The following is a 25,154-nucleotide window of genomic DNA, read 5'->3' on the forward strand; positions in this document are numbered from 1 at the left end:
AAGGGGCGTTTTGTCGCACATGCGGCACAAGTGAGACATTTTGCGCATAGATGGTTGTTTGGCAAGGGGGCTTAATCTATACGCGGACTGCCCGGGAAAAAATGATTTTATCGCCGGCATCAGGAATTTAAAATCCTGATTGTTTCCCGGACAATCATGAGCTCTTCATTGGCGGGGATAACGAGGACCGAGGGGCGCGTGTTTTTTTCTGAAATTGTCAGGGCGTTGGATTGATTGAGTTTTTCGTCCAGGCGCAGTCCCAGGTGGTTTAAGTGCGCGCACGTCCGCGCGCGGATAAGCGGGACGTTTTCGCCGATGCCGGCCGTGAAAACGAGAACGTCCAGTCCGTTCATAACGGCCGTGTAAGCGCCGACGTACTTGACCAGGCGGTGGACAAAAACATCAATGGCCAGGGCGGCCGCCGCGGAGCCGCTGTTCATTTCGCGGATAATGTCGCGCATATCATTGCTGCCGATGCCGGCCAGGCCCATCAGTCCGCTGTCCTTGTTGAGCATTTTGTCCACCTCGTCCAGGCTGAACCCGATCCGCCGCAGGAAAATCACCACGGCCGGGTCAATATCGCCGCAACGGGTTCCCATGACGAGCCCTTCCAGCGGGGTAAGGCCCATGCTGGTGTCCACCACGGCGCCGTGCTTGACGGCGGTTATGCTGCATCCGTTGCCGAGGTGGGCGGTGATTATTTTCAATTCCTTGATTTCCCGCCCGAGGATGGAAGCGGCCGTGACGGCCGCGTAATGGTGGGACGTTCCGTGAAAACCGTAGCGGCGGATTTTATTTTTCCGGGCGATGTCATGGGGGATGGCGTAAGTATATGCCGCCGGCGGCATGGTGGCGTGAAAGGCGGTGTCAAAAACGGCCACCATCGGGATTTGCGGCAGGAGATGCTCGCAGGCTTCAATGCCCTCGTAGTTGGGCGGGTTGTGCAGGGGGGCCAGCGGGAAGCAGTCAAGGATGACCTGTTTGACGTCGCCGTCAATTTTAACGGCCGCGGATATGTTTGCGCCGCCATGGACCACGCGGTGGCCGATGCCGTTGATTTCCGTTAAATTTTCCAGGACGCCGTTGTCCTTGTCAATGAGCGCCAGGCATATTTTGGAGATGGCCGCCTCGTATGAATTGGCGGAAATGTCCTCTTTCAATTGTTTGTTGTTCCGGCAGTTCACATAATGCATGGTTGCCTTCGGCGTATTGATTCTTTCCACTATGCCTCTGGCGATTTGTTTTTCCCCTTCGCTTTCAAAGAGCGTGAATTTAATTGAGGAACTGCCGGCGTTGATGACGAGAATTTTCATGGGTTTCAACTGCTTAAAATTTTAAGGATAACATTTCGTCAAAAAATGCACAAGTTCCTTTACACCGGAAAAAAAAATAATATTATTGCGGGCGCCGTTGAACAAGACAAAATTACCGCGAAAAGGAGATGGTATGAATCTGGAGCTCGCCGCCAACACAATCCGCGTTTTAACCGTTGATGCCGTTCAAAAGGCCAATTCCGGCCATCCGGGCATGCCGATGGGCACCGCCGATTTTGCCGCGGTGCTTTTTCTGAAACATCTTAAACACTTTCCGCAGGACAAAGACTGGCCCGACCGCGACCGGTTTATCCTTTCGCCGGGCCACGGCAGCATGCTGCTCTACAGCCTGCTGCACCTCTCGGGATATGATTTGAAGCTGGATGAATTGAAATCATTCCGGCAGTGGAACAGCCGCACCCCGGGTCATCCCGAATACGGCTTGACGCCGGGCGTTGAAACCAGCACCGGGCCGCTCGGCCAGGGCTGCGCCAATGCCGTTGGCATGGCGCTCGCGGAGGCAATGCTGGCCGAACAGTTCAATGCCGGTTCCGAAAAAATAGTTGATCATTATACCTATGGAATCTGCAGCGACGGCGACCTGATGGAGGGAATTTCGCACGAGGCTTTTTCCCTGGCCGGACATCTCGGTCTGCACAAGCTTATTTTCTTTTATGACTGCAACCGCATCACCATTGAGGGATCAACCGCGCTGGCCTACAGCGACGATGTCCGCAAGCGGTTTGAAGGCTATCACTGGAACGTTCTGGAAATAGACGGGCACGACTATGCCGCCATTGACCGGGCTTTGACACAGGCCCGGCAGGAGAAGAGCCGTCCGACCCTGATTATCGGCCGCACGGTTATCGCGAAAGGCAGTCCGCACATGGCCGGTAACGCCGAGGCCCACGGCGCCCCGCTGGGAAGCGAGGAGGTCAAGGCCGTAAAAATCAATCTCGGTTTTTCGCCCGACCGGGAATTCGCCGTGCCGGACGAGGTTTACGCCGCCTTTGCGGCCCGGTCCGAAGAATTGAATGCTGTCTACCGGCAATGGCGGGATGATTTTGAAAACTACCGCCGGAATAATCCCGCCGGGGCGAAGCTCTGGGATGAGGCCCATAACCTGGCTGTGCCGGAAAAACTTGAAAAATGCCTGCCGATGTTTGATGTTTCCAAGCCCCTTGCCACCCGGAGCGCCTCGCATAAAATCATTCAGAGTCTGGCCAAAGCCATGCCTTGCCTGGCGGGTGGCTCGGCCGACCTTGCGCCCAGCACGCGCACCATTATTGACGGGGCCGGGGACGTCGGGCCGAAGGCGTTTGCCGGGCGCAATTTTCATTTCGGCATTCGGGAACACGCCATGGGCGCCATGTTGAACGGCATGGCGCTTCACAATGGGCTGCGCGTCTATGGCGCCACTTTTTTTGTGTTTTCCGACTATTTTCGCCCTGCCATTCGCATGGCCTGTATTATGAAATTGCCGGTGATTTATGTGCTGACCCACGACAGTTTTTACGTCGGCGAGGACGGGCCTTCGCATGAACCGGTGGAGCACATCATGGCCTTGCGGCTTCTGCCGAATATGACCGTTATCCGGCCGGCGGATCCGACCGAAACCGGCGCGGCCTGGATTGCGGCCTTGAAGAACACCCGGGGTCCGACCGCCATACTGCTGACCCGCCAGAATGTGCCCGTTCTGGACCGCGCGCAGCTGCCGCCGGCTTCCAGGGTTGAGCAGGGGGCTTACACTTTATGGCAGAGCGCCGGCGGCCGGCCGCAGTTCATTATTATTGCCACCGGTTCGGAAGTGCAGTTGGCTCTGGATGCGGCGCGCGCGCTGGCGCAGGCGAAGCAAGGTTTGATAATACGCGTGGTCAGCATGCCGTCCTGGGAGTTGTTTGAGCTTCAGCCTGAGAAATACCGGCGCAAGGTTCTGCCGCCGGCGTGCAAGCGCCGCCTGGTGCTGGAAGCCGGCCGCGCGGCCGGCTGGGAGAAATACGCCGGCCCCAAGGGACGCGTGTTCGGTCTGGAACAATTCGGCGCTTCCGCGCCCTATAAGATTCTGGCAAAGGAATACGGCTTCACGACCGAAAACATCGTGCGCATCGCCGGGGAAATGACAGCAGGATAATTTTCGGATTTTGGAACTTGAAATCTAAAATCCAAAATCGCAAATCGAAAATTACAAATGGCGCGATTCATCATAAATGGCCGGCGCCGGGTGGGGGGAGTTTTCCGCCCCGCCGGCAATAAGAACGCGGCCCTGCCGATGCTGGCCGCCTGCCTGTTGACCGGGGAAAAACTCGTCCTGCATAATGTGCCCGCCATCCAGGATGTGCGGACCATGCTTGCCATCCTTGAAGACCTGGGCGTTGATGTCAATCGGCGCGGCCGCACGGTTGCGCTCTGCGCCGCTTCCCTCCGCAAACGGCGGCCGAACCGAGCCCTGTGCGCGCAGATGCGCGCTTCAATCCTGCTGGCCGGCCCGCTGGCCGCCCGCCATGGAAAAGCTGAAATTTTTCCGCCCGGCGGCGACGTTATCGGCCGGCGCCGGCTTGACAGCCATTTTCTCGGCCTGAAGGCGCTGGGTATTGCAATTTCCGGCGGCGATCGTTTCACGTTCCGCGGCGGCAGCCTGCGCGGCGCGCGGATTCTGCTGGATGAAGCCAGCGTAACCGCCACCGAAAACATTATCATGGCCGCGGCGCTCGCCGAGGGGCCGACATCTCTGTTCAACGCGGCCTGCGAACCGCACATCCAGGATTTGTGCCTGCTTCTGATGAAAATGGGCGCGCGCATATCGGGGCTGGGAACCAACCTGCTGAAAATTGAAGGCGTTGCGGCGTTGCGCGGCGCGGAGCATTCTATCGGGCAGGACCACATTGAAATCGGCAGTTTTCTGGCGGCGGCGGCGGTAACCGGCGGGGAACTGGCCGTGCCGGGCGTTGATGAGAACAACGTTCTGCCGATTATCAGCCCCTTGCGCGTTCTCGGGGCGGATTTGCGGCTGGAAAAAGGAACGCTGCGTCTTGTTTCAGGCAAAAAAATGAGGTTGCGCGTTAAAAAGGGCGTCGTGCCGAAAATAGAGGACGGGCCCTGGCCGAATTTTCCCTCCGACCTGATGAGCATTGCGATCGTGCTGGGAACGCAGACGGCCGGCACCGCTCTTTTCTTTGAAAAAATGTTTGAAAGCCGGATGTATTTTGTTGACCGCCTGATTGACATGGGCGCGAAAATAGTGCAGTGCGATCCGCACCGCGTGGTGGTGATCGGGCCCGCGCGCCTGCACGCCATCCCGCTTTCCAGCCCGGATATCCGCGCCGGCATGGGGCTGCTCATTGCCGCGCTTTGCGCGCAGGGCGAAAGCGTGGTGCACAACGCCGAGATCATTGACCGCGGCTACGAGCGCATAGAGGAAAGACTGCGCGCGCTCGGCGCGGATATTGTCCGGGAAAAATAGCCGTTCCATTGTGGGCCCTGCGCGTGCAACTTCAACTACGGTTTCTCCGCACAAAAAAAACTATACTCTCCCTGGAGGGTTTGCGGCCATGATCGCGCATTTGTTGGGCGCTGTTGCCACGATAGCGGGTTACAACGATTCTATCGCAGTGGAGGCGGGCTTGTTCCCCAATCTCTGCCGTTAGTTCATCTACCATAAATGGGATGCCATTATACTGAGCATTGCCCACAACGACTGCAACTGGTGCACCGTAGCAACATACGCGACACGCTTCACGGAGTACTAAAAACATATCAAGGAAATACCCTCGTAACATCGGTGGAATACGTGGATCCGGATTCGTTCGCTCCAATTGGGCTAACGCGCAGGAGAGCGTTACTGGCTCTATATAATCTTTAAATATCGGCCTTTCTGGTCTCGCTTCGGGGTGTGATTCGAAGCTTTGGTAGCGAAGCCAACGGGTCTTTTTCCAGTCAAGAAAACCGAACATCAGTTCGACACCAAAAACTCTTGTGTAGTCGTGCCGATTTGGATACGGCGGAGACGTAATGACGGCGGAGAAAGAGCCAGTAGGTGCTGGCAGTTGCCGCGCATCGGCACAATGGACAGTCCACTTTTTATTATTTGCTTTGTCTGTTTGGTGGTTCAAATCCGCCAACATCCTATTGACATGTCCCGCAAGTCGGGCTGGAATATGTCGCTTTGAGACATGACGATCTATCCATTCGAGCCAGCCCCCGCTGGGAATGGCACGGCTGAAGTCGGACAGTGTTGCCAACAAAGCCATCTTGAAAAAGTCTCGATCCTTCCGGGCACAGTCAAGAGAAGCAATCTGATGGGCTAAAGCATCAAACGCGCCGAGCAGGTTGCCAGGCAAAGCCTTCTTCACAAGATCCGGATAGTCACGCAAAACGCCGTTCCATTTTGACAAGTCAATGCGTTTTTGCATCGCTTTCCATGTTTTTATAAGGCGATCTGGGTCGTAGTTTGCCAATTTAACTTGTGTCGTGAACACCGCAAAAGGAGACAAGTCAGAGCCTTCAGCTGGAATGCCGCGTTCTTTCGCGGCCAGTGCCGTCGTGCCCGCGCCGCAGAATGGATCGAGAATACGGTCTTTTTCTGTCAATCCCCACTCATTAATAAGACCGTGGACGAGCTCGCTGGTGAAACTATGAGGGAAAACGCACCAGCGGTGAATGGGTTTCTCTCTTAACAGTTTGGGCGTCACCCACCATCGCCATTCAGGTCTTTCCTCTATACGGTATCTTGTCATTATCTCATGTTGTCCGGTCGTGTCCTATTGCTTGATAGATGGGTTTTGGAAACTCAATGCGCACCGGTTGTCGGTAAATCGGATGGGTTAATAGGAGTTCACCCTTGTTCAGCCGTGTGAGATTTGCTTTCACGTCCTGTGAGATAAAACGGTAGGCCGGATCCGCCAGTTCGGATGAATCGCTTCGGCCAATGACTTTTGTCGAACAGTTGCCCACAACCTGACCGTGGACCTCGCTCATGAACTGTTCGGCGGAAATCAATACAACGCCAAGGGAACGGCCACGGGCGGCAATATCAAGCACGTAGTCGAGGATCGAGGATTCCCCTTCGCCGCGTCGGCCTGGTGCGTACTTATTCAACTCGTCCACGAAAATGATAACCTTTTCCGGGATGTCGCCGCGTTCGTCAACGGTGGCCTCGGCGTACATGGCGTACACCTCTTTGATGATGTGCCCGAAGACAAGCGCCCGCTCCTCATCCTGCAACTTGGCGATGTCCACCACGAGAGTTTGCCCGCCCTTGATGTTCCGGACTTCCTCGCCCAGGTTTGCCGCGCGTTTCGGGTTGCGCTGGTCTACGAACAAGCCTGACTGCCGAGTCTTTACAACACGTCTCAGAATGCGGACAAATCGGCCAACTGATGACGCTCTGACCTGGTCAAGGTTCTGGGGCACACCTTTGTCCATGAGAGGCGGGCCACCAAGCAGTGAATCCCACGATCGCACGGACTGCCACTTCTTCTCGTTGTTCAGGATGCCTTGCTGAATCTCGCCAATCAGTGCGCCGAGCGTATCCCAGGGGTCCGGCACGCGGATTAAGAGGTCAATGCCCGGCCCCGGATTACTACGGTCTCCGATTACGTCTTCAAGAGAATAAGCGTAGGTGAAGAATTGATCCGGCGGCTCACCAAAACAGTTCGGCAGGCCGGTTGTGAGTGTCTTCTTTCCCCAAGGCAGTAGATAACGGACATTTTCAAAAACCTTTGGCTTGAGGCCAAGGAACTCCCAAAACTCGATTTCTTCCGGTTTGATCCCTTTCCGGTCCTTATCAATAACAAGCAGGTCGTTCTGTTTCACGTTCAGCAGGATGACCGCCGTTTTCTCCGCCTCGGAAGTCTGTAGGATGGATTGAATCAGGAACGTGGCGTAAGAAGTCTTTGTTGCAAGTCCAGATATGCCGGCGATGTTCACATGCGCGCCTTCCGGCCCGAGAATATAGCGCTTGTCCAAGTACACACATGCCTTCGTGCCGTTGGACATGCGAATCATGCCGGCCGGAATCCGGTCTTTCTCATCCATCTTGTCAATGCCAAGTGCAACATGAATGCCTGCTTCGTCTGTGAACTGGACCGGCGACTCATTCTGCACGGGCATGTATATGCCCATTGGATAACGCAGTTGCGTGGACGGATCGTAGTTCGCCAGCACGTTGACTTCGGCAATATTCGCGCCTTGGCGTGGCGTCTGTGCTTCATTTGCCGTGCTGCCGAAATCGCTGGAAATGTAGTTGGATAGGTGTGACGGTGCGTCCGTCACTTGTTTGATGTTCGTCACAAGTCCGAAGGTGCGCGTCCCCTGCATCTGATCAGCCTCAACAATATCGAAGGGATTTGCGATTTCTTCCGGCGCAAGCCAGAACGAAAACTTCTCGGACGAATTCGGGTCGTTCTGCGTCGCAGACGCCTTCCCGATACATTTCTTGTCGGTCGCATTATCAGTTTTCTTAGCCATTGTCATCCTCCGTTTTCTTGTCACATCTTGGACATTATTAGCGGCCATTTCAGTCCTGCTTTCAGTGCTTCGTTGGAGATAAAACCGTTTTTCACCGCCTGTTCGGCAAGGTAGATTGCGTAAAGGTGGGCGTGCCAGCGCGCGTCCTTGCCGTGGGGTGTTGCCTGCCGTTCCGCCACGAGCACTGACGATATCTTGTCAATGAGTGCCGACGGAATCGCCTCTCCCTCACGGCTTGGATTAGGCAACTCAATCTTTACAACGCCCATGAGCGGATAATCCAGGTGCTTCTGCTCGCGCAACCGCACGAACCAAATTGCGGCCTTGCCAGAGCGGGATGCAAAGGCACACGTTCGTGCCGAATACGGCAAGTCGGCCAACAGCTCGTAAAGGTTCATCTTCTTGGTACCGCGTTTACTCTGAACCTGAAAAGTTGGCTCGCGGCTAAAGGACTTGTTCACCCAAAGCACGTTCGGAATTTCCTTCCACATGTACAGGTCCTTGCCGATATTGCCGTCGGACAACAGCCAATGTCCGGCGTCTCGCGGCAACTTCCTGCCCAGTTCTTCTTCCAGTTTCGCCATCATGTGGTGGGCCTTGTGCGGGGCGCGTGAACGTGGTTCCTTGCTTGACGTTCTCTCGGTCTCGCCGTCATCCTCCTGAAGATCGCAGAATCCGAATCGTTCGCCAGCTTTCTTCACCAAGTCCTCGACGCCTTCTCCAAATGATACAGCTTTCTTGTCCATCATGAGGATGATTTGATGTCGGGATGCGGCCACATTCACCTGTCCGTTGTCCTTACGGAACACCGTAGCCGCGCCGATCTGCGAGACGTGAATTGAAGTCCGGCGACTGCCTTCAACCACGTCGCCTAGGAAAAACGTTCGCGCGGAACCGTCGAGGAAGTACCGCAGGATGTGTTTGTCGGCACGATAGACCGGCACCAATTCAACGTAAGGTTTGGTATTGGGCGTTTCCAGCAGAACTTCAAAGAAGCTATCCTCGCCCATGCGCAGTCGGTCAATGACCTCGGCATGATCCGGGCGCACCATGTCTTCCATAGCCTGTCCGGTTGCCGGCAGGATCTTGGCTTCCTTGGAGATGAACTCCAATGCGGGCCGCAGTCCGGTAAATGGATTCCGCGCGCTCACATCTCCTCCAGAGACCGTTTGATTTCGGTCAAATCTTCGTCGGATAATCCCCACAACTTCGCCGCTGTCTTGTCGATCTCAGCCTCGATCTCCCGGACATCCGCATCATTTCCCTTTGCGGCGGTTTTGTGGGCGGACTGGGAAAGTTCAACCAATCGCATGTGTACCTTCGCGATGTCAGAGTATTTCGGGACCGCAATGTGCTTGAGCACGTGAACGCCGGTCTGGATTTCCATTCCATAAGCTGCCACTGCGAACCTTACCGGTAGTGAGTTAAGGACTGCGCAGAGGTAGTGCGCCTCGTTCTTGGTTAATACATCGACCATCATCAGTTTGTGGTCCGGGATGACCGATTGACCCTCTAACGGACCAACGACGGCAGCCGTTAGTGTTTCAGCCTGTTCTCGCCAGACTACCTTGTACTTCGAAAGTGTGTACACCTTGATACTGTACAGAAAGTAAAAACCTTGTTTCTTTGCAAGACCCTTGATTACCGCACTCTTGCGTTGCGACAGCACATCCTCGAACCTCTTGAAATATGCATGCGCTTTCGGGTAATGCGCTTGCATGATCTCCTCGGAGATGGCGTAACGTGGGTCCTTCGGATTCTGAGGGACAAGAATCGCAGCACCACAACTCGCAATCCATCGTTGAACATCCCTGCCCCGAAGGAGGGGAAACACCAATTCTGCCTCGACTGCAGCTTGGACAGAAGGAGTCTGTCGTCTTGCGCCTTCGGTGATATTGGAGACCATCAAGTTGCCGTCCGGGCGTTTCCCAACGACAGAGATCCAATAGACAGCGTTTGCCCCGCCCGTGTTGGCGCCCTCGTGAGCCACGTACTTTGACGGACCCAACACTTTCCGCGTCGCGTTGAGTGCCGCCCTCCTGCCTGTCATCCATGCAGATGTGCTGTCGTTTGGATCAACGGGCATGGCATACCAGTTCTTGGATGTGATCTTGTTCGTTGTTACTTCCTCATAGGGTGTGTCGAACGCAATTCCCGCGCCACGCCCTGTTCCCTTCTTCTTCCAATACTGATATGGTATCGGGTAATGAACAGCCCTGCCTTTTGTGAGTATGAGTACAGCGGTCCGGTTTGTAGCACCCTCGAACGGATTTAATGTGACCATGTCCTCGGCAACGGTAGGGGCGATGGGGGTTCCATCCGGTAGTAGGAACTTACGAAACCCTCTGCCGGCGTCGGACGTTTTTAGGAGGCCTTGTGTGATAATAAAACCGAGTTTGCCGTTTCGTACGAGGTGCTTGTCCGCGCAAACATAGGTCATCAACGACGAGATATCGATTTTAGAACTCCCATGCCTATCGGACAGACCTTTGTGCTGGAAGAGGTGGTAGTGGTCCTCATAGAGAGGAATCAGACTGTAGCGATACTCCTCCGGCAGGCTCTCCCAGTTCACCCAAGGTGGATTGCCGACGACGAAATGACAACGTTCGAGAAAAACCGGGGCGAATGAATTCTTGATGATGCGCGCCCAAACGCCGTTCAGTCCCTGGTCGTGGAGTTCCTGGAGTTGTTTGAACATGGCGGTGAGTTCGGCCTTCGTTGCCTTTGCTTCGTCTGCCGTCAGTTCAGCCTTTTTCTCAATGCGCAAAAGAAACACGTCGGCATGGACGCCGGACTCTATTGCGTCGTCCAGCACATCCGCGAGCGCGTCCATCCGCTCGCGGTAAGCAAATATTACCGGGACACGGAAGACGCCAACAGATGTTTTCAGAGAAAAAACGCCGTCGTCAAAAAGGTCCGTGCCTTGCGACGGTGTCAAAACGGAGTCGGCCTGATAAACAGGAATGTCAATGTCACCCTTTCGCCCTTTCAACAAGTCGCCCAGAGCAAGCAGATAGTTGGTTCGGGCGGCAATCACGGCTAGTGGGTTCAAGTCAATGCCAACCACGTTTTTGAGGATCATGTCGAGCAGTTGAGCAGGCAGGATTTTCTTCTTTTCAGTACGTTCCCGGATGTACTTGATCAGGATGACAAGGAACGTGCCAGATCCGCATGCTGGGTCAAGAACGCGTTTGGTCGGATCGCCAAGATCGCGTCCTAATGTTTGAATACATAACCGTTCGGCCAGCCAGTCTGGGGTGTAGTATTCGCCCAGGTCGTGCCGAATCTCGCGTGGCAAGAGATAGTGATACAGTTTCTTCAACAAATCACGGGCGTTCTCCGGGGCAAGTTCCAGCGTGCCCGGGTCGTACTCGGCAAGGCGTTGGATCAAACTGCTGACCGCCTCTTCGATCTCGGTGTTCCATGCTGGCAGATACCAGCCGAAGAAATCGCCTTCAAGGAAATTGCGGATGCCATATTCACGGAATAGCCCACCGCGTTCAAGATCGGCCATCGCCTGCCGCAAATCGTCGTTCTTCTTTGCGGCGAGCGAGGAGAGTGGAGCGGATTCGCCACCCGCGAAACGCGCGGCGGCGAGTGACGCGACCAGTTTGATCAGCAAGGCGTAGTAGGTGTGCAGTACGAAGAAAACCTTGGCCGCGTCGAGGTGCCTGATCTGCTCTTTTGTCCATAATGAGCCGACGAACCGCTTGAACTCCGGTTTTGATTCGATGCTCTCTGCCCATTCTTTGTAGTCCGTTGCTTCGCTGAAGAACTGCCGCCACTGCTCAAAAAGTTTTGCAACGAGTGGGTGTTTTGTGCTGTGCATGGCCGTGTAAAGGGCGCGCACAGCCTTCTGTGCCCGGATATTTTGAGGCCCAAAATCGTTAACGAGGTTTTCCGGTACCATTGCCGCGCCGGTTGAAAGCGAGAACAGAAGACGCAAGAACCGTTCGGTTGAAGCTGTGTTGACCGGGGTCGGCTCGTCAACAGACCAGCCTTCGCCGACACGCCGGACAAAAAGGAAGAAATGACCATCCGTCGCAACGCCGGCTAGACGATGGGCCTCCCGCTTTTCGCGTTTTGCCACGTCAAGGATATAGTCCTTAACTTGTTGGATCACCTGGACATTGACAGCCGTTCGATTCGAGTTTTTTAGGATACCGGGCCGCTTGTACTCCAGTACAAGACGGTTATAGACCGAGTCCACTCGGCCACGGGCGACGGAAAATTCGTCGCGGGGAACGATGGTCAATCCGGCGGAAAGGCCGGCGTCTTCAAGAATGCGCGCCGCCTCCCGGCGGAAATCCGCTTCCGTGCCGCCGTGCCGGGCGGTTTCAACGAGCGCCTTTGCCACTGACGTCGCTTGTTCGGCTGCAGTTCTTTCCATGTTAACGATCATGTATGTGCCTTCTTGTCAGGAAATATGATCTTGTGTTACCAAATCTTACTTGGTCTTGCCGCTTTGGATCCAGCGGTCCACTTCACCAATCTTAAACTTTCAAAGGGTTTTTATGGAAGCAAAGATAGCAGGCCACGTCCGAAAAAACCATCAAAATCCCAAAAGAATCCAACAAAGTCATGATAAACAGGATCATCCTGCCTGTCCAGCCATGCCGTTGGCTTGGCAAGCCGCAGTTTTACCACGCAAAATACGTGGCCAGGGTTATCCTGTCAAATTTCTTCTGCGGATAGCTAAATGGTTACCGGGAAAGACTCCAGCGTTTCAATCCGCAGGATGCCGTTCCGCGTCAGGATCAGCCGGTAGCGGAAGAACGACTGCCGCTGTTCCGGATGGTTGCGGTCCGTCAGGCAGACGATCATGTTCACGTGGTAAACGCGGTTGGCCGTTACCGCGGCGATCTTTCCGTTTTGCACGCAGAAAAGCCGGTTGGCGGGATCGTCCATGTTCGCGAACCAGTAGTCCATTTTAAGCCTTATGATTTCCGTCAGCGATTCCAGCCGTTTGTGGTGATTGCGGATTTTGCCGGCGTCAAACCGGATTTCCTTGTGATAATGGAGGACGTTTTCCGGAGGGATGACGCCCTTGAAGACGTTCGCCCTGATATCGCGCAGGCGTGTTACCAGTTCCGGGACCTGGTCCGGCCGGCAAAACCGCGCGCGCGCGCGGTTGTTACCCACTTTTTTATCCAGCGCCGGGTCAATCAGGTTTTCCATCTGGTCCGCCATCAGCGAGGGGATCATGGTAATCAGGGCCGCCCGCAGGGAGTCCTTGATGCGGTCCTTGGCGATATATCCCAGGACAATCAGGACGACCCACGGCAGACTTTCCGCGACAAACCAGCGCGAGGCGAAGATGGTCGCCATAACCGCAAACACCATGGCGATGCCCGCCGCCGTGCCCATCATGATCTGGGCGACATGCGCCGCTATGCTGGAAGGCAGGCGGCTCAGGTAAAGGCAGCCCTCGGACCATTTTTTTAAAAGGCCTTCCCGGTAGACAAATAGTTCGTTGCCGGTTTCATTGCCGGGGTCAATGATGGCCGCGTATCCGCGCTGTTTCCGGTATTGCTGTTCCCGGTCCAGTCTTTTTTCAAGGGTCTGGCGGCAGGCATCCATGCCCGGGCGCCCGAGCAGGAGGCGATAAGCGCGGTAGTTGAATTTTTCGGTATGGAGGCTGATGGCTTCATCCGCCCAGAGGAGTCCTTCCCGGAGCATATCTTTGACCTGCGCGTCAAGGAATTCCTGGTGCAGGCGGCGGAATTTTTCCAGGAAACAATCCATTTCATTCAGGGACGATTCCAGGTAAGCGGCGGCTTGTTCAATGTCTTTTGCCTTGTCAAGTTTCTGGCCGAGGAGGCGCAGGATACCGGAGAGTTGCGCGTGATACACGTTGGCCAGCACCCTCAGTTCATAAATAACCGCCCTTTCATTCAGTTCCGAAACAAGGCCGGAATTGGACAGCATTCTGTAAATTCTGGAGAGGGGGCTGACCTCGCAGGCCGGGTCAATAAGTTTGTCCAGAGGAATGGCGGGCACGGTATACCGGGTGTAGGAGCGCAGATCGCGGAAGAAACCGGCGACTCCGTACCGGCCGGCGGTTATGGCCAGTTGGTAAGGATTGAACAAATAACAGTCAAACTGGAAACAGGCCTTGTCCCTGTGCCTGACGAGCGGATATTTCAGGTCCACTTCAAGCTGGCGACACCCGTGGGTTTTAATTGTGCAGTGATAATCCGTCATTTCTTTTTGAAGAATCAAAATTTAGATTATTGCGCCGTTATATTCAAGACTTTTGTTTGCCGCGCCGCTTTGTTTGCCGCCCGCGCAGTTCAAAGAGCTGGTCGCGCAGCGCCGCCGCCCTTTCAAACTCAAGCGCGTCGGCGGCGGCCATCATTTCGCGTTCAATTTCGGCCATGGCCAGGCGGCGGTCGTATTCCTCGTCGGTCCCGGCCAGGGCTTTCCGTTCAATGTCCGCGCTTTCCGCGCGGGTTACGAGGCTTTCCTGAATGCTCTTTTTAATGCTTTTTGGCGTGATCTTGTGCCGGCGGTTGTATGCCTCCTGTTGGCGGCGGCGGTTCTGCATGATTTCAAGGGCGCGCTGCATGGATCCGGTTATTTCATCAGCGTAGAGGATCACCGTGCCGGAAATATGGCGCGCCGCCCGGCCGGCGGTCTGGATCAGCGCCGTTTCCGAGCGCAAAAAACCTTCCTTGTCGGCGTCCAGAATGGCGACCAGCGACACTTCCGGCAGATCAAGCCCTTCGCGCAGAAGGTTTATGCCGATCAAGCAGTCAAAATCTCCTTTGCGCAGGCCGCGCAGTATTTCCACCCTTTCAATGGCGTCAATATCAGCATGCAGATAAGTTACCCGCAGTCCCGCTTCCTGGAGATAGGAGCTCAAATCCTCGGCCGTTTTCTTGGTCATGGTGGTTACCAGCACGCGCTCTTTTTTTGCGGCGCGGCCCTGGATTTCACTCATCAAGTCGTCAATCTGGCCCTTCAACGGCCGCACCGATACGGGCGGGTCCACCAGTCCGGTGGGGCGGATGATTTGCGGGATTGTTCCATCCGAGATCTGGCGCTCGTAGGGACCGGGCGTAGCGGTCATGAAGATGATCGGGCCGGTTTTTGTCAAAAATTCATCAAAATTGAGGGGGCGGTTGTCGCGCGCCGAGGGCAGGCGGAATCCGTGTTCAATCAGGACGTTCTTGCGCGCCTGGTCGCCGTTGTACATGCCGCGCAGTTGCGGCAGGGTGGCGTGCGATTCGTCAATAACGGTGAGAAATTCCCCGCGGATGTAATCAATCAGGGTGGCCGGCGGTTCGCCCGCCGCGCGCCCGCTCAAATGCCGGGAATAATTTTCAACGCCGGAGCAATACCCCGCGGTTTGCAGCATTTCCACGTCATACATCGTGCGCATTTTAAGGCGCTGGGCCTCCAGCAGTTTTTTGTTTGCTTCCAGGACGCGGATTTGTTCCTCAAGTTCGGCCGTGATGCGCGCAATGGCGGGCGCCACGGCGTCCGGGGGCATGACGAAATGCTTGGCGGGTGAAATCACGAGCGCCTCAAGTTCCCCGCTGGTTTTGCCGCTGACCGGGTCAAAGCGGCGGATGCGGTCAATTTCATCGCCGGAAAATTCAATCCGGATGCCGGATTGCGAATAGGATGGAAAAACGTCAAGCGTGTCGCCCCGGGCGCGGAAAACGCCCGGCAGAGGCTCGTAGTCGTTGCGGGTGTAGCGGATGTCCACGAGGCGGCGCATAAGATCGTCGCGCTCAATCTTTTCGCCTCTCTTGGCCTCCACAAGCATGGCGCGGTAGTCCTCGGGCGAGCCCAGGCCGTAGATGCAGGAGACGGAAGCAACGATAATGACGTCGTCGCGGCTGATCAGGGAATTGGTGGCGGAAAGGCGCAGGCGTTCAATTTCCTCATTGATGGCCGCGTCCTTTTCAATGTAGGTGTCGGTCTGCGGAATGTAGGCCTCGGGCTGGTAATAATCGTAATAGCTTATGAAATATTCAACGGCGTTGTCCGGGAAATAATTTTTCAATTCATGGAAGAGCTGGGCGGCCAGGGTTTTGTTGTGGGAGATGACCAGCGCCGGCCTGGAAAAGGAAGCGATTGTGTTGGCGATCGTGAAAGTCTTGCCCGAGCCGGTTACGCCTTCCAGGGTCTGGAATCTTTTGCCGGCCTTCAGTCCGGCAAACAGCGATGCGATCGCCCCGGGCTGGTCGCCGGAAGGCTTGTAACGTGCGCGCAGTTTGAACAGATTTCCAGGCATTATAAAAAATGCAGAATGTAGAATACAGAAACATTCAGATGCTGCGGCAGAGCAGGTAAGCCTTGATAATTCTGCATTCTGCCTTTATGATATTTCCAGCATCCGTTTCAGCGCCCGTGCCGCGTTGGCCATGATGCCCGGCTCAACTCGGATTACATTTTCCTCCGGCCATGTTTCCATTGTTTTCAGCAGTTTTTCCTCGGTAATCAGGGCCATGTTGCGGCAGAGGGAGGCGCGCAGGGGATAGACGGCGACCCTGTCTTTATGCAGCGCCGCCAGTCTTTTCACCAGGTTGATTTCGGTGCCGACAATAATGGTTGCTCCCGACGGGGCGTTTTCAACGTATTTAATGATTTGCGAGGTTGAACCGTGGGCGTCGGCCAGCCGCAGGACTTCTTTCGGCGTTTCGGGGTGCACGATGATTTTTGCCAGCGGATGCTCCGCGCGGGCTTTCCGAACGTCATCAACCGCAAACATGTGCACATGGCAATATCCCTTCCAGAGCGCGATTTGCGCTTTTTCGGCCTGGCCGGGAAGCATCCCGCCGCCCGGCAGGCTCGGGTTATAAATTGCGGTTTTTTCATCGGGCAACCCGAGGTCGTGCGCGGTGTTCGCGCCCAGGTGCTCGTCCGGAAGAAACAAAATCCGCTTGTTTTGCTCAAGGAAAAACCGGAACACTTCTTTCGCGTTGCCGGAAGTGCAGGTGGCGGCGTCGTGTTCGCCGCAGAAAGCCTTGACGGCCGCGCTGCTGTTGACATAGGCGACCGGCGACCATCCGCCTCCGGCTGAATTAAGTTCGGTCCATGCCGGCAGGACCTCGCGTAAAGGCGCCATGTCGGCCATGGGACAGCCCGCCGCCGGGTCGGGCATATAGACCGCCTGGCGCTCTCCGGCGAGAATACAGGCCGATTCGGCCATGAAATGCACGCCGCAAAAAACTATTTTTTCTGCCTGGCCGGCCGCGGCCGCGCGGCGGGCCAGCTCCAGCGAATCGCCGGTGAAATCGGCGTGTCTTAAAACTTCATCCCGCTGGTAATAGTGTCCCAGGATGCAAAGCCGTCCGCCCCATTGCTTTTTCAGCTTTTCAATTTTTTCCGAAACGCGCATTGTGTTTTCCGCCGTTTCTTCACATTTTCCCGTAGAGCGCCCAGTAAGTTATGGGCACATATTGTTCGCCGCCGAAATCGGTCAGATGCTCGGTTGTATCCGGGCCCATATAATAAATATGCCAGTCGCCGTAATAGGGCGAATAAACGGCCAGGTCGGAAATGCCGTCGCCGTCGTAGTCGCCGGCCACGGGGCGGTAGTAATATCCGTCGTAATCGGCAAAGCGGTAATCGGGAACAAGGAGCCATTCATTCACGCGCGACCACACATACCAGCCGCCGGAATGATAATCATAGAGGCCGAAATCGGTTATGCCGTCGCCGTCGTAGTCGCCCGGGGCGGGGACGTGGCGGCGGTCGGCGCCGAACACCTCGCTGAAATCGCAATATTCTATCCGGCCGGTCTCCAGGTAAAAAAGCTGCCATAAGGCCATGTCGTTGGAATAAATGACCGCGTCGGATTGGCCGCCGCCGTTATAATCGCCCGGCGCGGGCACATAGCCGTAGCCGCCGAAAATACCGCCGTTGGCCAGCCAGGTCTGGTTTGAGGAGCTCCAGGCGTGCCAGGCGCCGGTTCTGGAATTATAAAGCGCCAAATCGGTTGCGCCGTCGCCATCGTAGTCGCCCGGGGCGGGAATGAGATCGTTTCCGCCGGCCTGAAATATGTCCGTTCGTCCGGTGCCGAGATAATGAATCATCCACCATCCCGTTGCCTGCGAATAGAGCGCCGCGTCCGCCAGGCCGTCGCCGTCATAGTCTCCGGGTATGGGCAGGTAATCATAACCGCCGAATTGTTCGCCGGCGGCAATCGTGCGGCGGGCGGCGCCCGATGAGTCCGCGCGCCATTGGCCTGTTTGAAAATTGTAAAGCGCATAATCGGCCCGGCCGTCATGGTCAAAATCGTTATTCAATCCCAGCCGGAGCAGGTCGTAAGATGGGGCGGGGGACGGGCCTTCTTCTTTCACGCCGACCGCCGCCCAGGCCGCCGCAACCGCGCCGGTCCAGGCGGAATCCAAGTCCGCCGCCGCCGAAATCCAGTAAATTCGCGCGGCGGCGTAGTCGGTGTCGGGCGTGCAGTAATTTGCGAGAGCGCGGTAGGCGACCAAGATCGCGTTTGTAATCCCGATGCCGGTGAAATCATAACTGGCGCCGTCGTTATTGCCGCTGCCGCCCTCGGCGAGCAGGTAAAAGAAATGGTTCTGGACGCCGCAGTTGTAATGGACGCCGCCGTTGTCGCCGCTGCCGTAGTACCAGTAGCTGCCGTGGTACCGGCTCGGGTCTTGATAGCGCCGCGGATTGCGCATGTCGCGCAGGGCCGTGGAGTAAGGGTAGGTGCAGTCTTCGCCGATCAACCAGTCGGCATAACCGGCGGTTCTTTCGGGATAGGAGCTCCGTCCGTCCGGCTGGCTGGCGAATTCAATACCGGCGGCGAAAATATCGGAAAATGATTCATTGAGGGCGCCCGACTCGTTTTGATAGATCAAGTCCGCGGTATGCTCGGTTACGGCGTGGGTGAATTCATGGGCGCAGACGTCCAGCACCGTCAGATCGGCGAAATAACTGCCGGGATAAAAGTAAAAAGCCTGCGCGTCCGGGTCCCAGAATGCGTTGTCGGTATCGCCTTCAACGCGCACGTTGGCCAGGGCCGGGGCGTAGGAATTATCATAACTGTGGCGCGCGTGAACCTGGAAATAATAGGCTTGAATAGTGTTGAAATTGCGGGCGGCCGAGATTTCGGTCCGGCCGTATATAGTGTCCGGCCAGTCCGCCGAGTTATTGCGGGCGGTTGTGTTCTCAGGGTAATCGTATATCCGCCAGAGGTTGCCCGGAGAATAGAGGTAATAATATGCGCTGACTTTGTCGCCGGTGAGGCTGACCTCCGCGCTCCCTTCGCCGGCGAGGAGCGTTCCGGATATTGTTACGGCGTATTTGGAGCGTTCCGCCGCGGGAACGGTGCTTTTGCGCACGTCGTTATAGCAGTTTAAAATAGCGCCGTCCCGCGCGTTGACCCAATATCTCCAGTTTCCGAAACCGGCCCTGTTATCCCGGTAAACAAGCCGGAGCTCGTAGGCCAGGACCGGGGCGGCATTTCTTGCGTAGACGACCAGCTCAATCTCGCCCTTTAATGCGCCGGCGAGTTTGCCTTTTTCAACAAGGTCTTTCTGCGCCGCCGCAACCGCCGCTTTTTCGTCAATCGTTTTTTCCGGCGCAAGGTCAATGCCGGGGATGTAACGTCCGTTGACCTGGTAAGGCCGCCCGGATTCGTTGAAGTGAACAACAACCCCTCCGCCGACCACTTTCAATCCCAGATGCATCTGTTCCAGCCGCACATGGCGGAAGCCGAGCGCGTCGCGCTCAATTTTAAGGAGGGAAAACTCGCGGCCTGCGTCGCGCAGGCGGTAAGATTTTGAGAGATTTTCCATGACGGCCAGGGCGGCGGCGAAATCATTTGTCGGGAGCGGGGAAATGTTTTTGCCCCCGGCGGGAGCGGAAAGGTCTTTGCCGCGGATGGAGGCCGGCGCGCCGGTTTTCGCGTCCCATGCCACCGCCGCGGCGCCGAGATTTTCCAGCGCCGCCTTCTGGCCGGCGGAGGGCGTTTTGAGGGGCGCGGTTTGTGAAGCGGCGTAAGGCGCGGCGGCGGATTTTTTCCGTAAATGTTCGTCGTCAGCCCGGAAGGCTAACGCAGGGGATACGGTTAAAAAGATCAGCAGGGAGAAAACCATTCGCGCCGGAATTGTTGTCATTAAGCCGTTCCGTGAAGACATGATACACTTTTGCGTAGAAGTTTAAACCTTAAACAAGACCGGCGGAGCGCCTGCCGGGAAAGTTTTGGATGGCGGCACTGCCGCCTTATGTTTTTCTTTTTTTGTTTTTTCCTTCCAAAACCCGGCGCAACACGCGGGCGTCATCCTGATGGCGCGGATGTTTAATTGCGCTTTTGATCCGCCATAGCGACTCAAGATCAATCCAGAATGCCTTGCTTTTGCCGTATGGAGCTTTTATTCGTTTTTTCCACGCCTCTTTAAATTTGATGAATTCCACGTTCACAATAATATCGATGCGGTTGGGCGCAATGCCGATTTGGACTACCTGTGTCGGATTGTTGAAATCCAGCAGTACGGGACTGCCAAACTCTGCCAGTGCATGGTTGGCGCGGGTGATATTTTCTTTCGTTCCATCCACCCACAAATCCATGTCCTTTGTGTATCGCGGTTTTGCGTGAAAGGTGAATGCCAACCCTCCAATAATAAGATAGCGGACGCGATGGTCGCTTAAAAACGCAAGCATATCTTCAAAATCTGCGATGCTGTTCATGAATATGTCTGGCTTGTTTCACCTTTTCCACGTCTGCGTGAATGGCGGCCAGCGCGGAAAGCCGATCCTGCGGTGTTTTTGACTGCCAATATGCAAAATCCCACTCTTCCGCCTCGCCAAAATTATTGGCGCGATGCGCCGCCATTTGTTTTCTGCGCGCTCCGGCCCGCAGCAATCTGGCCGCTCTTTTGTCCTGAATAATTGTTGTTTTCATACATAAATCATGATTGCAACTGCGGGAATATCATGTTTTTTTTATTTCAATTTGTCAATGATTTTTCAGCTGGATTTTTCAACTGTCCCCTCGTTTTTTTTATTACCTCTCAGCCCTTGCCCGGCATTTACGGCGGCACACGGAACATCTGAACAGACATGACGAATTGACTGGACAAACCCCTGATTGAGGGGTAAAAAAATGCCTGTTAACAACGGAGTGTTACGGCAATGCCTTTGGAAATTATTAATGTTAGCGCTCATGACCGCGAGATTCTGCGGCGGCTGGCGGCGCGCAAGGCGGAAATAACAATGGCTGCGGCGGAGAAACACGGGTGAATCCGGAAGAGAAAAAAGTTTTGCAGGAAACAAACCTGCGCCATCTTGTCCGCGCCGGTGCTTTTCGGTTCATTGACCGCGAAACGCCCTGGTTTCCCTACACCTCCGGCCAGGTCGGGGCGTATTACCTCCAGAGCGTCTGTATTGAAAGCGACGGCCGGGCCTACGCGCACGCGGCGCGTTCGCTGGCGGAATTAATCCGGTCGGAGGCCGGCGCTTTTGACGTTATTTCCGGCGGCGAGAGCCGTGACTGGGATTTTTCCAATCCGGCCGCGGTCCTGCTGGAAAAACCGCATGCCAAGATTTACAAGGACGGCCGGCTCATCGGCGCGGCTCTGGGCGGAAAGAAAGTGGTGCACGTGGCGGACCTGAACAATGAAGGTTCGTCGGTGCGCGATTGCTGGAAGCCGGCCATTGAAAAAGCCGGCGGCGCGCTCGCCGGGGTGTTTTCTTTTGTTGACCGGCTGGAGGACGGGCACGACCTGTTCCTTGAAATGGGCCTTCCTTCTTTCAACGTGGTGCCACTGGATAAAAACGCCTGGGATATTATTCTTCAGGAAAACGTCATTTCCGGAAGTCTGCACGATCAGCTGGTTGCCAGGATGCAAGACCGCAGAAAATGGGCAATCAACGCCTTGCTGAATAATCCGGAATATTTCAGGAAATTTTACAGCGAAAATTCAACCCGTGATAAGGCCTTGAAAATTATGCGGACTTATGTTGAGATTAGCGGTAAACTGAAAGCGATAATTTAAGTAATTATCATGCGCATTGATCCCCATGTCCATTGCCGCGACGGACGGCAAAGCTACAAGGAAACCATTGAACACGTTTTCCGGCTCTGCGACCGGCAGGGCATTGACGTTGTTTTTGACATGCCCAACGCCGATCCGCCGGTTTTAAGAACCGCCGATCTTGAAAAACGGCTGGCGCTCGTGCCGGAAGGCGATGTGTCCCGTTACCGCGTTTTCCTGGGGGCGACCGCCGATGAAAACCAGCTGGCGGAAGCCGTTGCCCTGACAAAGAAATGCAAACAGGCCGTCGGCCTGAAAATGTACGCCGGCCGGTCGGTGGGTGAGCTCGGAATCTGCTCGGAAGAACTGCAGAGGAAAATATATGTCATTCTGGCCGGTCTTGGTTACGAGGGGGTTCTGGCCGTGCATTGTGAAAAGGAAAGCATGTGCCGGAATGTTTTTGACCCCCGGCATCCGGCCAGTCACTGCCGTTGCCGCCCTCCGGAGGCCGAAACCCTTTCCGTTGAAGACCAAATCAATTTCGCGCGCGCCGCCGGCTTTCGGGGGGGACTGCACATCTGCCATGTTTCCGCGGCCGCTTCGGTCGCACTTATTAAAGCGGTGCGGGCGGAAATAAAAATCACCTGCGGGGTTACCCCGCACCATCTTCTCTGGGACAATACCCGCATGAATAACAGGGAAGGGCTGTTGTACAAGGTCAATCCCCCCCTGCGCGAGCTGTCCGATTGCATCGCCCTGCGCCGGGCGCTCAAGGCCGGCGATATAGACTGGATTGAGACCGACCACGCCCCGCATCCGCTCAGCGAAAAGCTTTACCCGCCATATCTTTCCGGTTATCCTTCCCTTTGTCTTTACGGCGACCTGGTTGACAACGTTCTGCCCCTCTGGGGGCTTGATGAAAACATGATTAAAGATCTTACCTGCAACAATATAAAGAAAACATTTATGGAAGGGGAATCGTAAATGACCATCAAGGATCTGGCCGGCAAAAAGGTCGGCGTCTGCGTTTCCGGAGGACTGGACAGCCGGACCATTGCCCTGAAACTGACTGAAATGGGGGTTAAAGTTCTTTGCTTTACGGCCGACCTCGGCCAGCCCGACGAAACCGATATCCGCCTGGTCCGCAAAAGAATGGCGGAATGCGGCGTGGATACCGTGATTGTTGATCTGAAGGACGAAATGGCCGAAGCCTGTTTCCAGACGCTCCTGGCCCAGGCAAAATACGACGGCGGCTACTGGAATACGACCGGCATCGCGCGCGCGGTAACGGTGCGCGGCCTTTTGCCGGAGATGAGCAAACGCGGCTGCGCTGTCCTGGCCCACGGCGCGACCGGCCGCGGCAACGACCAGGTGCGCTTTGAGCGCTACGTCAATGTGCTCGCGCCCCGCATGAAAGTCTATGCCCCCTGGCGCGATCCCGGACTGCTGGCTGAATTCCCGGGAAGAAAACAAATGGCGGATTATCTGCGCGCGCATGGAATAAAATGTTTTCCCGGCGGAAAAAAGAGATATTCAACCGATGCCAACCTGGCCGGACTTTCGCACGAGGCCGAAGACCTGGAAAGCCTGCAGACGCCCGGCACGATTGTCAGGCCGACCATGGGCGTCTGGCCGCACGATGCCCCGGACACAATTGAGAAATTCACGGCGGTTTTCAAGTCCGGCCGCGTTGTTAAAATCAACGGAAAAAAAGTCAATCCGCTGGCCGCCATGCGGCTTGCCAACAAAATCGGAGGGCGCAACGGGATGGGACTTAAACACGCCCTGGAAAACCGGATTATCAGCACAAAAAGCAGGGGGGTCTACGAGGCGCCCGGCATGGAGCTTTTGGGGCGCTGTCTGGAATTCGTTTATCAGGCTGTGCTGGAACGGCGCGCCGGCCGGCTCTTCCGGCAATTGTCGGCGCTGCTGGCCGACCAGATATACGACGGGCGTTATTTTGATCCGGTTACAACCGCGGCCATGCAGGCGGTCAAGGAACTGGCGCGCCCGGCGTCGGCCGCGGTGGAAGTCGGGCTTTATAAGGGCAATATTTATTTTCAGAAGCTTGTCAATTGCCCGGGATCGCTTTATAATCCGGCCGATTCCTCCATGGAGGAGTCAGCCGGCTTGAATCCGGTCAGTTCCCAGGGGTTTGTTGAGGTGCAGAGCGTGGAGGCGTTTGCGCTGGCCCGCGCCGGGCAGGTGAGAGCAGGTTATCCAAGAACATTACGAAGGCGTAAAATATCATGAAAAAAGATATTGTTCCTGAAATCAACGATATTCTGGCAACATCGGATTTGCTCTCAAAAGCTTTGAAATTGGCGGGGTTGATTACGCGTCTTTTTCGTGAGGTAGGATGGGAGCTTGTGGTTGTGGGTGGTTCGGCGGTGGAATTTTACACGGAAGGCGCTTATATGTCCGGAGACATTGACATGTGCCGGCGCAATCTTGACCCCATTCCATTGCGAACAGCACAAAACGTGATCGGCCGATTGGGCGGGAGTGGCGGACCACGCAGTTGGAAAGTGGCCGGATTGTACATTGATCTTCTGGGATTGCTGGAAAATGAGGCGATCACTCCATGCCGCACAATTGAAACGCCTTACGGAATGATCAGCATCGTTCCCGCGGAACTCATCCTGGTGGAACGGGTTCTTATGGCTTTCTATCCAAGGCCTGACCCGGAAGCCCGCAATATTGCAAAAAAAATCATGGCTGTCTGCCAGCAAAAAATTACTCCTGTTGATTGGAACGAAGTAAAAAGATTGGCGGCTTGTCCCTCTTTTGATGTTTTGAAAGAAACCAACCAGCTGCGCAAAGAAGTGCTTGATGAACTCAAAAAATAAACTCAAAATTGCATGGACATGGGAGGAATGGCAGGCGAGCCGCCAGGCGCGCCGGTCTGCCGCAAAACGGATCGGCCCATCCATTGTCCGGCGCAGGGAAAGCTCATCGGATCGTCGGCTCCGGACCGCTTTTGCAGGACAACGCGGGCCGGTTTTTCACGGCCAACATCGTCCGCATTAACGTATGGGAAATTCATTGGAAAGGATGGCCTGTATGACCAGAGAGCCGAATTTTAAAAATCTTCTCGCCGTATTACGCCGGGAACTGCCTGACCGCCCGACGCTGTTTGATTTTTTTTTGAACGAACGCCTTCATAAAAGATTGGCCGGACCGGCTTACAGCGCCGATCCGGACCAGCTCCCGCGTGGCCGGATGCTCATCGCCGCCTTTGCCGCGGCCGGCTACGACTATGCCACCGTTTACGGCTCCGCCTTTTTGTTTGAAACAGCATTCCTGCGGCAAGGCCGATGAAATCATGGGAGACATTATCAATGACATGCGTTACGACGGAAAACACTCGTTTGAGGACGCGATCATGCCGGTGGAGGAGGCCTACCGGAAATGGGGCCGGGAA

General features: G+C 55.5%; 18 protein-coding genes. 7 read left to right on the top strand and 11 right to left on the bottom strand.

The features are described 5' to 3' along the window. Window positions 1–119 precede the first annotated feature (119 nt). A complete protein-coding gene (locus PHP98_06030; protein MDD5483193.1) occupies window positions 120–1,313 on the bottom strand; it encodes an acetate kinase in 1,194 nt (397 codons plus the stop codon). Window positions 1,314–1,446: 133 nt separating this feature from the next. Here PHP98_06030 and tkt point away from each other — a divergent pair, with 133 nt between their 5' ends. Together tkt and murA are read left to right on the top strand one after the other, a co-directional pair. Next, window positions 1,447–3,444, top strand: coding sequence for a transketolase (tkt, locus tag PHP98_06035; protein ID MDD5483194.1), 1,998 nt, complete (start codon window positions 1,447–1,449; stop codon window positions 3,442–3,444). A 57-nt stretch (window positions 3,445–3,501) separates the two neighbouring features. Beyond that, the gene (murA, locus tag PHP98_06040; GenBank protein MDD5483195.1) at window positions 3,502–4,773 is read left to right on the top strand and encodes a UDP-N-acetylglucosamine 1-carboxyvinyltransferase; all 1,272 of its coding nucleotides are present in this window, start codon (window positions 3,502–3,504) and stop codon (window positions 4,771–4,773) included. A gap of 31 nt (window positions 4,774–4,804) precedes the next feature. On the opposite strand, the gene PHP98_06045 is transcribed toward murA, so the two are convergent. The 10 genes from PHP98_06045 to PHP98_06090 all read right to left on the bottom strand — a co-directional run bounded on the left by PHP98_06045 (window position 4,805) and on the right by PHP98_06090 (window position 20,658). Continuing rightward, window positions 4,805–6,001: a hypothetical protein gene (locus PHP98_06045; protein ID MDD5483196.1), complete on the bottom strand. Its 1,197-nt coding sequence runs from the start codon at window positions 5,999–6,001 to the stop codon at window positions 4,805–4,807. A 49-nt stretch (window positions 6,002–6,050) separates the two neighbouring features. Continuing rightward, a complete protein-coding gene (locus PHP98_06050; GenBank protein ID MDD5483197.1) occupies window positions 6,051–7,778 on the bottom strand; it encodes an ATP-binding protein in 1,728 nt (575 codons plus the stop codon). A gap of 20 nt (window positions 7,779–7,798) precedes the next feature. Further along, on the bottom strand, window positions 7,799–8,929 hold the full coding sequence (locus PHP98_06055) for a hypothetical protein (protein MDD5483198.1): 1,131 nt from the start codon (window positions 8,927–8,929) through the stop codon (window positions 7,799–7,801). Then, a complete protein-coding gene (locus tag PHP98_06060) occupies window positions 8,926–12,180 on the bottom strand; it encodes an N-6 DNA methylase (protein MDD5483199.1) in 3,255 nt (1,084 codons plus the stop codon). Before PHP98_06060 ends, PHP98_06055 begins: the two co-directional genes overlap by 4 nt. A 293-nt stretch (window positions 12,181–12,473) precedes the next feature. Beyond that, the gene (locus PHP98_06065; GenBank protein ID MDD5483200.1) at window positions 12,474–13,982 is read right to left on the bottom strand and encodes a hypothetical protein; all 1,509 of its coding nucleotides are present in this window, start codon (window positions 13,980–13,982) and stop codon (window positions 12,474–12,476) included. Between the two features lie 43 nt (window positions 13,983–14,025). Then, window positions 14,026–16,023, bottom strand: coding sequence for an excinuclease ABC subunit UvrB (gene uvrB / locus PHP98_06070; protein ID MDD5483201.1), 1,998 nt, complete (start codon window positions 16,021–16,023; stop codon window positions 14,026–14,028). An 84-nt stretch (window positions 16,024–16,107) separates the two neighbouring features. Further along, the gene (gene nadA, locus PHP98_06075; GenBank protein ID MDD5483202.1) at window positions 16,108–17,130 is read right to left on the bottom strand and encodes a quinolinate synthase NadA; all 1,023 of its coding nucleotides are present in this window, start codon (window positions 17,128–17,130) and stop codon (window positions 16,108–16,110) included. A gap of 19 nt (window positions 17,131–17,149) precedes the next feature. After that, window positions 17,150–19,873 carry a M4 family metallopeptidase gene (locus tag PHP98_06080; GenBank protein ID MDD5483203.1) on the bottom strand — a complete coding sequence of 908 codons (2,724 nt, stop codon included), beginning with the start codon at window positions 19,871–19,873 and terminating at the stop codon, window positions 17,150–17,152. Between the two features lie 106 nt (window positions 19,874–19,979). Further along, entirely contained in the window at window positions 19,980–20,444 is a 465-nt protein-coding gene (locus PHP98_06085; GenBank protein MDD5483204.1) for a hypothetical protein, read from the bottom strand. Then, entirely contained in the window at window positions 20,422–20,658 is a 237-nt protein-coding gene (locus PHP98_06090) for a hypothetical protein (protein MDD5483205.1), read from the bottom strand. Before PHP98_06090 ends, PHP98_06085 begins: the two co-directional genes overlap by 23 nt. Before the next feature lie 334 nt (window positions 20,659–20,992). Between PHP98_06090 and PHP98_06095 the strand changes: the two genes are divergently transcribed. The 5 genes from PHP98_06095 (at window position 20,993) to PHP98_06115 (ending at window position 25,051) form a co-directional block, all read left to right on the top strand. Then, complete coding sequence (locus PHP98_06095) at window positions 20,993–21,751, top strand: hypothetical protein (GenBank protein ID MDD5483206.1); 759 nt, start codon at window positions 20,993–20,995, stop codon at window positions 21,749–21,751. Between the two features lie 9 nt (window positions 21,752–21,760). Then, entirely contained in the window at window positions 21,761–22,714 is a 954-nt protein-coding gene (locus tag PHP98_06100) for a dihydroorotase (GenBank protein MDD5483207.1), read from the top strand. Then, window positions 22,715–23,983 (top strand): argininosuccinate synthase, encoded by a 1,269-nt coding sequence (gene argG / locus PHP98_06105; GenBank protein MDD5483208.1) that lies wholly within the window; start codon window positions 22,715–22,717, stop codon window positions 23,981–23,983. Then, window positions 23,980–24,579 carry a hypothetical protein gene (locus PHP98_06110; GenBank protein MDD5483209.1) on the top strand — a complete coding sequence of 200 codons (600 nt, stop codon included), beginning with the start codon at window positions 23,980–23,982 and terminating at the stop codon, window positions 24,577–24,579. The genes argG and PHP98_06110 overlap by 4 nt, the downstream gene beginning before the upstream one ends. A gap of 214 nt (window positions 24,580–24,793) precedes the next feature. Further along, on the top strand, window positions 24,794–25,051 hold the full coding sequence (locus tag PHP98_06115) for a hypothetical protein (protein MDD5483210.1): 258 nt from the start codon (window positions 24,794–24,796) through the stop codon (window positions 25,049–25,051). The last annotated feature ends 103 nt before the right edge of the window (window positions 25,052–25,154 follow it).

The organism is Kiritimatiellia bacterium (assembly GCA_028715905.1).
Taxonomy (GTDB): domain Bacteria; phylum Verrucomicrobiota; class Kiritimatiellia; order JAAZAB01; family JAAZAB01; genus JAQUQV01.

Bases quoted from the DNA above. Each gene is read 5' to 3' on its own strand.
- PHP98_06030 (MDD5483193.1), bottom strand. From the start codon at position 1,313: ATGAAAATTCTCGTCATCAACGCCGGCAGTTCCTCAATTAAATTCACG.
- tkt (MDD5483194.1), top strand. From the start codon at position 1,447: ATGAATCTGGAGCTCGCCGCCAACACAATCCGCGTTTTAACCGTTGAT.
- murA (MDD5483195.1), top strand. From the start codon at position 3,502: ATGGCGCGATTCATCATAAATGGCCGGCGCCGGGTGGGGGGAGTTTTC.
- PHP98_06050 (MDD5483197.1), bottom strand. From the start codon at position 7,778: ATGGCTAAGAAAACTGATAATGCGACCGACAAGAAATGTATCGGGAAG.
- PHP98_06060 (MDD5483199.1), bottom strand. From the start codon at position 12,180: ATGATCGTTAACATGGAAAGAACTGCAGCCGAACAAGCGACGTCAGTG.
- PHP98_06065 (MDD5483200.1), bottom strand. From the start codon at position 13,982: ATGACGGATTATCACTGCACAATTAAAACCCACGGGTGTCGCCAGCTT.
- uvrB (MDD5483201.1), bottom strand. From the start codon at position 16,023: ATGCCTGGAAATCTGTTCAAACTGCGCGCACGTTACAAGCCTTCCGGC.
- nadA (MDD5483202.1), bottom strand. From the start codon at position 17,130: ATGCGCGTTTCGGAAAAAATTGAAAAGCTGAAAAAGCAATGGGGCGGA.
- PHP98_06080 (MDD5483203.1), bottom strand. From the start codon at position 19,873: ATGACAACAATTCCGGCGCGAATGGTTTTCTCCCTGCTGATCTTTTTA.
- PHP98_06085 (MDD5483204.1), bottom strand. From the start codon at position 20,444: ATGAACAGCATCGCAGATTTTGAAGATATGCTTGCGTTTTTAAGCGAC.
- PHP98_06090 (MDD5483205.1), bottom strand. From the start codon at position 20,658: ATGAAAACAACAATTATTCAGGACAAAAGAGCGGCCAGATTGCTGCGG.
- PHP98_06100 (MDD5483207.1), top strand. From the start codon at position 21,761: ATGCGCATTGATCCCCATGTCCATTGCCGCGACGGACGGCAAAGCTAC.
- argG (MDD5483208.1), top strand. From the start codon at position 22,715: ATGACCATCAAGGATCTGGCCGGCAAAAAGGTCGGCGTCTGCGTTTCC.
- PHP98_06110 (MDD5483209.1), top strand. From the start codon at position 23,980: ATGAAAAAAGATATTGTTCCTGAAATCAACGATATTCTGGCAACATCG.
- PHP98_06115 (MDD5483210.1), top strand. From the start codon at position 24,794: ATGACCAGAGAGCCGAATTTTAAAAATCTTCTCGCCGTATTACGCCGG.